The following is a 4,822-nucleotide window of genomic DNA, read 5'->3' as shown; positions in this document are numbered from 1 at the left end:
GACCGCCGGCAGCAGCGGCACGATCAGCAGCGCGACGATGTTGATGATCTTGATCAACGGGTTGACCGCCGGGCCGGCCGTGTCCTTGTAGGGATCGCCGACCGTGTCGCCGGTCACCGCGGCCTTGTGGGCGTCGCTGCCCTTGCCGCCGTGGTGGCCGTCCTCGATGTACTTCTTGGCGTTGTCCCAGGCGCCGCCGCCGGTGCACATCGAGATCGCCACGAACAGCCCGGTGACGATGGTGCCCATCAGCAGGCCGCCCAGCGCGGCGGGGCCGAGCACCAGGCCGACCACGATGGGCACGACCACCGGCAGCAGCGAGGGCACGATCATTTCCTTGATCGCCGCCGCGGTGAGCATGTCCACCGCGCGGCCGTACTCGGGCTTGCCGGTGCCTTCCATGATCCCCTTGATGTCGCGGAACTGGCGCCGGACCTCCTCGACCACCGAGCCCGCCGCGCGGCCCACCGCCTCCATCGCCATCGCGCCGAAGAGGTAGGGGATCAGGCCGCCGATGAACAGCCCCACGATCACCATGTGGTTGCTCAGGTCGAAGCTGACGCTCAGGCCCTGCTGCTCCAGCGCATGGGTGTAGTCGGCGAAGAGCACCAGCGCCGCCAGGCCCGCCGAGCCGATCGCGTAGCCCTTGGTCACCGCCTTGGTCGTGTTGCCGACGGCGTCCAGCGGGTCGGTGATGTCGCGCACGCTGTCGGGCAGCTCGGCCATCTCGGCGATGCCGCCGGCGTTGTCGGTGATCGGCCCGTAGGCGTCCAGCGCCACCACGATGCCGGCCATGCTGAGCATCGCCGTCGCCGCGATCGCGATGCCGTACAGCCCCGCCAGCTTGAACGCGACCAGGATCGCGACGCAGACGAACAGCACCGGCCAGGCCGTCGAGCGCATCGACACGCCCAGCCCCGCGATGATGTTGGTGCCATGGCCGGTCGTGGAGGCCTGCGCTACGTGCTGCACCGGCTTGTAGTCGGTGCCGGTGTAGTACTCGGTGATCCACACCATCGCCGCGGTCAGCAGCAGGCCGACCAGGCAGGAGAAGAAGAGGGCGTTCGCGCCGATGGTCTGGCCGCCCGGCAGTGTCAGGTCCTGCGGGAACAGCGCGCGGGTGATGAACCAGAACGCGATCGCCGACAGCACGCCGGCCACCACCAGGCCCTTGTACAGCGCCGGCATCACGTTCTTCATGCCGGGGCTGGCCTTGACGAAGCCGCAGCCGATGATGGACGCGATGATCGACGCGCCGCCCAGCACCAGCGGGTAGATCAGCGCCGCGATCGACATGCCGCCGAAGGTCAGCGCGCCCAGCGCCATCGTCGCGATCAGCGTGACCGCGTAGGTCTCGAACAGGTCGGCCGCCATGCCGGCGCAGTCGCCGACGTTGTCGCCCACGTTGTCGGCGATCACGGCGGGATTGCGCGGGTCATCCTCGGGGATGCCCGCCTCGACCTTGCCCACCAAGTCGGCGCCGACGTCGGCGCCCTTGGTGAAGATGCCGCCGCCCAGCCGCGCGAAGATCGAGATCAGCGACGAGCCGAAGGCCAGGCCCAGCAGCGGCTTGAGTGTCTGGCTGTCGGCGTGGGTGCCGTTCTGGCTGACCCACATGAAGAACAGGCCCACGCCCAGCAGGCCCAGCCCGACCACCAGCATCCCGGTGATGGCGCCGCCCTTGAAGGCGACATTGAGCGCCGGCGCCATGCCCTGCGTCGCCGCCTGCGCGGTGCGCACGTTGGCGCGCACCGAGACGTTCATGCCGATGAAGCCGCAGGCCCCGGACAGCACCGCCCCGACCAGGAAACCGAGGGCGGTCTTCCAGTCCAGCGCCACGCCGATCAGCACGCCCAGCACCACGCCGGCGATGGCGATGGTGCGGTACTGGCGCGCCAGGTAGGCCGCGGCGCCTTGCTGGATCGCCCCGGCGATCTCCTGCATGCGCGGGTTGCCGGCATCCTGGCTCAGGATCCAGCTGCGTTGGATAAAGCCGTAGAGCACCGCCGCCAGCCCGCAGGCCAGCGCGAAGTACAGCGCCAAACTCGTCGACATGTGTGTGTCTCCTCTCGCTGATCGCCATCCTGTGAAGACGTTCCATCCAGCGGGCGCCGGGCCTGCGCGCACGCAACAGCAACAGTCCGTCGACCCATGCTAAGGCCGTGAATACCGCATGGCATGAGCGTTTACCAGCGGATCAGAGGGCTTTGCAAGGCGGGTGTCAGGCTTTGCGGGATGGGCACGCAGAAGCCGGGGCAAGGACTGGCCCCGGGCACGGCCTGTGCCCCGTCGGTAGGCTTTACGCGGCCTTCATCGGTCGCGCGGTGTCGTCATCGTCCGCGCGGCGCGACGCCGCGCCGCGTCGTCACGCCTGGCGCCGTCACCGTTTCCGGCGGGCCTTGCGCGGGTCGGGCGCCTGGGCCGCGCTCGGGCCGATGTAGCGACCGCGCGGACGGATCACCGAATCGACGGCCAGTTGCTCCATCGCATGCGCGAGCAGCCCCACGCTGCGCGCGATCGCGAAGATCGCGAACGCCGCGTCGGCGGGCAGCCGGTAGCGCGCGACCAGCGCCGCGAGCGCCACGTCCATCGACGGCGGCAGGCCGGTGAGCGTCACCACGCGCTCGATCAGGCGCGCGATCGCGGCCGGCGGCTTGAACTCGTCCATCAGCGCCGCGGCGCGCGGGTCGCCGTCCGGATAGATGGGGTGGCCGAAGCCGGGCAGCGGCATCGCGGCGGCGAGGTAGCGGTCCACCACCGCGTCGGCGCCTTCGCGCTCGACCTCGTCGAACAGCGCGCGCACGCGCCCGGAGGCGTCGCCATGCAACGGGCCGGAGAAGGTGGTCAGGCCCGCGAGCAGGCAGGCCGGCAACGAGGCGCCGGTCGACGCGGTGATGCGGGCGGAAAACGCGGAGCTGGTGATCTCGTGGTCGGCCGCGAGCACCAGCGTCTTGCGCAGCAGCGCGGCAACGGGCTTCGGCAATCCCCACCCGCGCGCGAGGCGCTCATGCAACGGCCGGTCGTCTTCTGCCGAGGCACCGAAGGCGACCGAGAGGCGGCCGACCAGGCCGGCGGCCTCGTCGACCAGGATGCGCGGCAGGCGGCCGCGCGTCGAGTGCCCGGTCGCGGTCAGCGCGGCCAGCTCGGCGAACGCCCGGGCCCGGCCCACGGGCAGCGCGGACACCACGTCCAGCGCCGACGCGGCCGGCGATCCCGGCACGCCCACGGGACTCGGGAAGCTAGGCGCCTGCTCGAGGTTCCACAGCAGTTGCGCGGCGTCCTCCAGCGTCGCCGTCGCCGCGAGCTCCACGACGTCGACACCGCGGTAGAAGGGCCGCCCGCCGGAGAAGGTCGAGATCGCCGTCGGCAGGCTGGGCTCGGCGCCGAACAGCGTCGTGGCCGCGAGCGTCTCGCGCGTGCGCCCGGTCTCCTTGCGCCGCAGCAGCGCCTTCACGTCCTCGGCGCGGTAGAGGCTGCGGCGCGAGTCGGCCGGATCGGGGCTGACGCCGATCCGGCCCCGGCTGACGTAGGCGTAGATCGTCTGCGCGCGCACGTCGAGGGCGTCGCGCGCTTCGTCCAGGGTCATCCAGGGGGACATGCGTGGGCGGGAATCTGGTCGTCGAGGTTGTCAATGTAATCGTCAACATCAGGCGTGTCCAAGCGCTCGCGTCGAGACAAACGCCTTCTTTCCATCGGAGCTACCGATTTGAATTGATCTTGATGATCAATATTGACGATGCGGTGGCGGGCCCGCAGCATGAGTCCACGCGACATCGACGAGGGTCGTTCAGAAATCCTCGCGGTGCCGACCTCATGCCCACCCCCACGGAGACAACCGCATGACCCGCATGAACCCCGCGCGCCGCCTGGCCGCGCTGACCCTCCTGAGTTCGGCCAGCCTGGCATCGCTCCCCGCCTGGGCGCAGAGCCCGGCGGCCGCTGCCAGTGCCTATCCGTCCAAGCCGATCACGATCGTGGTCGGCTCCAGTCCCGGCAGCACCACCGATGGCCTGGCCCGCGCGATCGGCGCGGAGATCACCGCCGCCACCAAGGTGCCGGTGGTCGTCGAGAACAAGGCCGGCGCCAGCGGCGGCATCGCGGCCCAGGCGGTGGCGCGGTCCGCGGCGGATGGCTACACGCTGTTCATCACCACCAACACGACCCAGGCCGCCAATCCCCACCTGTTCCGCAAGCTGGCCTACGACCCGGTGAAGGACTTCGCCCCGGTGGGCGCGCTGGTCAAGGGCTATCTGCTGCTGGTGACGCATCCGCGGGTGGCCGCCCGCAACGTCACCGAGCTCAGCGCGATCGCGAAGCAGCAGCCGTTGACCTTCGGCGCGGGCAGTTCGTCGGCGCGCGTCGCGGCGGAGCTGTTCCAGCAGATGACGAAGACCCAGCTGACCTATGTGCCGTACAAGGCCAATCCGCAGGCGATGGTTGACCTCGTCGGCGGCCAGGTGGACCTGATGATCGTGGACCTCACCACCAGCCTGCCGCAGGTCAAGGCCGGCAAGCTGAAGGCGTTGGGGGTGAGCAGTCCGCGCCGTTCCCCGCTGGTCCCGGACCTGCCGACGATCGCCGAAGCCGGCCTGCCCGGCTACGAGATCAGCTACTGGAACGCGGTGTACGCGCCCGCCGGCACGCCGGCGCCGGTGGTCGAGCGCATCAACGCCCTGATGCAGAAGGCCATGACCGCCGAGCCGGTGCGGCGCTTCGTCGAGCAGAACGGCATGGAGCCCTTCACCTCGACGCCGGCCGAGCTGGCGAGCTTCCAGGCGGCCGAGTACCGGCGCTGGGGCACCGTCATCAAGGCCGCCGGCAT

The 4,822-nt window shown here is 70.4% G+C and carries 3 protein-coding genes; 1 reads left to right on the top strand and 2 read right to left on the bottom strand.

Translation table 11 applies throughout. The annotated features are described in order from the left end of the window. Together FUT87_RS25255 and FUT87_RS25250 are read right to left on the bottom strand one after the other, a co-directional pair. The coding region (locus tag FUT87_RS25255; protein WP_147242778.1) for a sodium-translocating pyrophosphatase at positions 1 to 2,055 on the bottom strand (2,055 nt) is incomplete at its 3' end. A gap of 325 nt (positions 2,056 to 2,380) precedes the next feature. After that, positions 2,381 to 3,598: a citrate synthase family protein gene (locus FUT87_RS25250; RefSeq protein WP_147242777.1), complete on the bottom strand. Its 1,218-nt coding sequence runs from the start codon at positions 3,596 to 3,598 to the stop codon at positions 2,381 to 2,383. A 250-nt stretch (positions 3,599 to 3,848) separates the two neighbouring features. On the opposite strand from FUT87_RS25250, the gene FUT87_RS25245 reads away from it, so the two are divergent. Beyond that, a partial coding sequence (locus tag FUT87_RS25245) for a tripartite tricarboxylate transporter substrate binding protein (RefSeq protein WP_147242779.1) occupies positions 3,849 to 4,822 on the top strand: 974 nt, incomplete at its 3' end.

This window comes from Mitsuaria sp. TWR114, from assembly GCF_007997345.1.
Note: the sequence above shows the minus strand (reverse complement) of the source record. Positions and strands in the feature narration are given on the sequence as shown.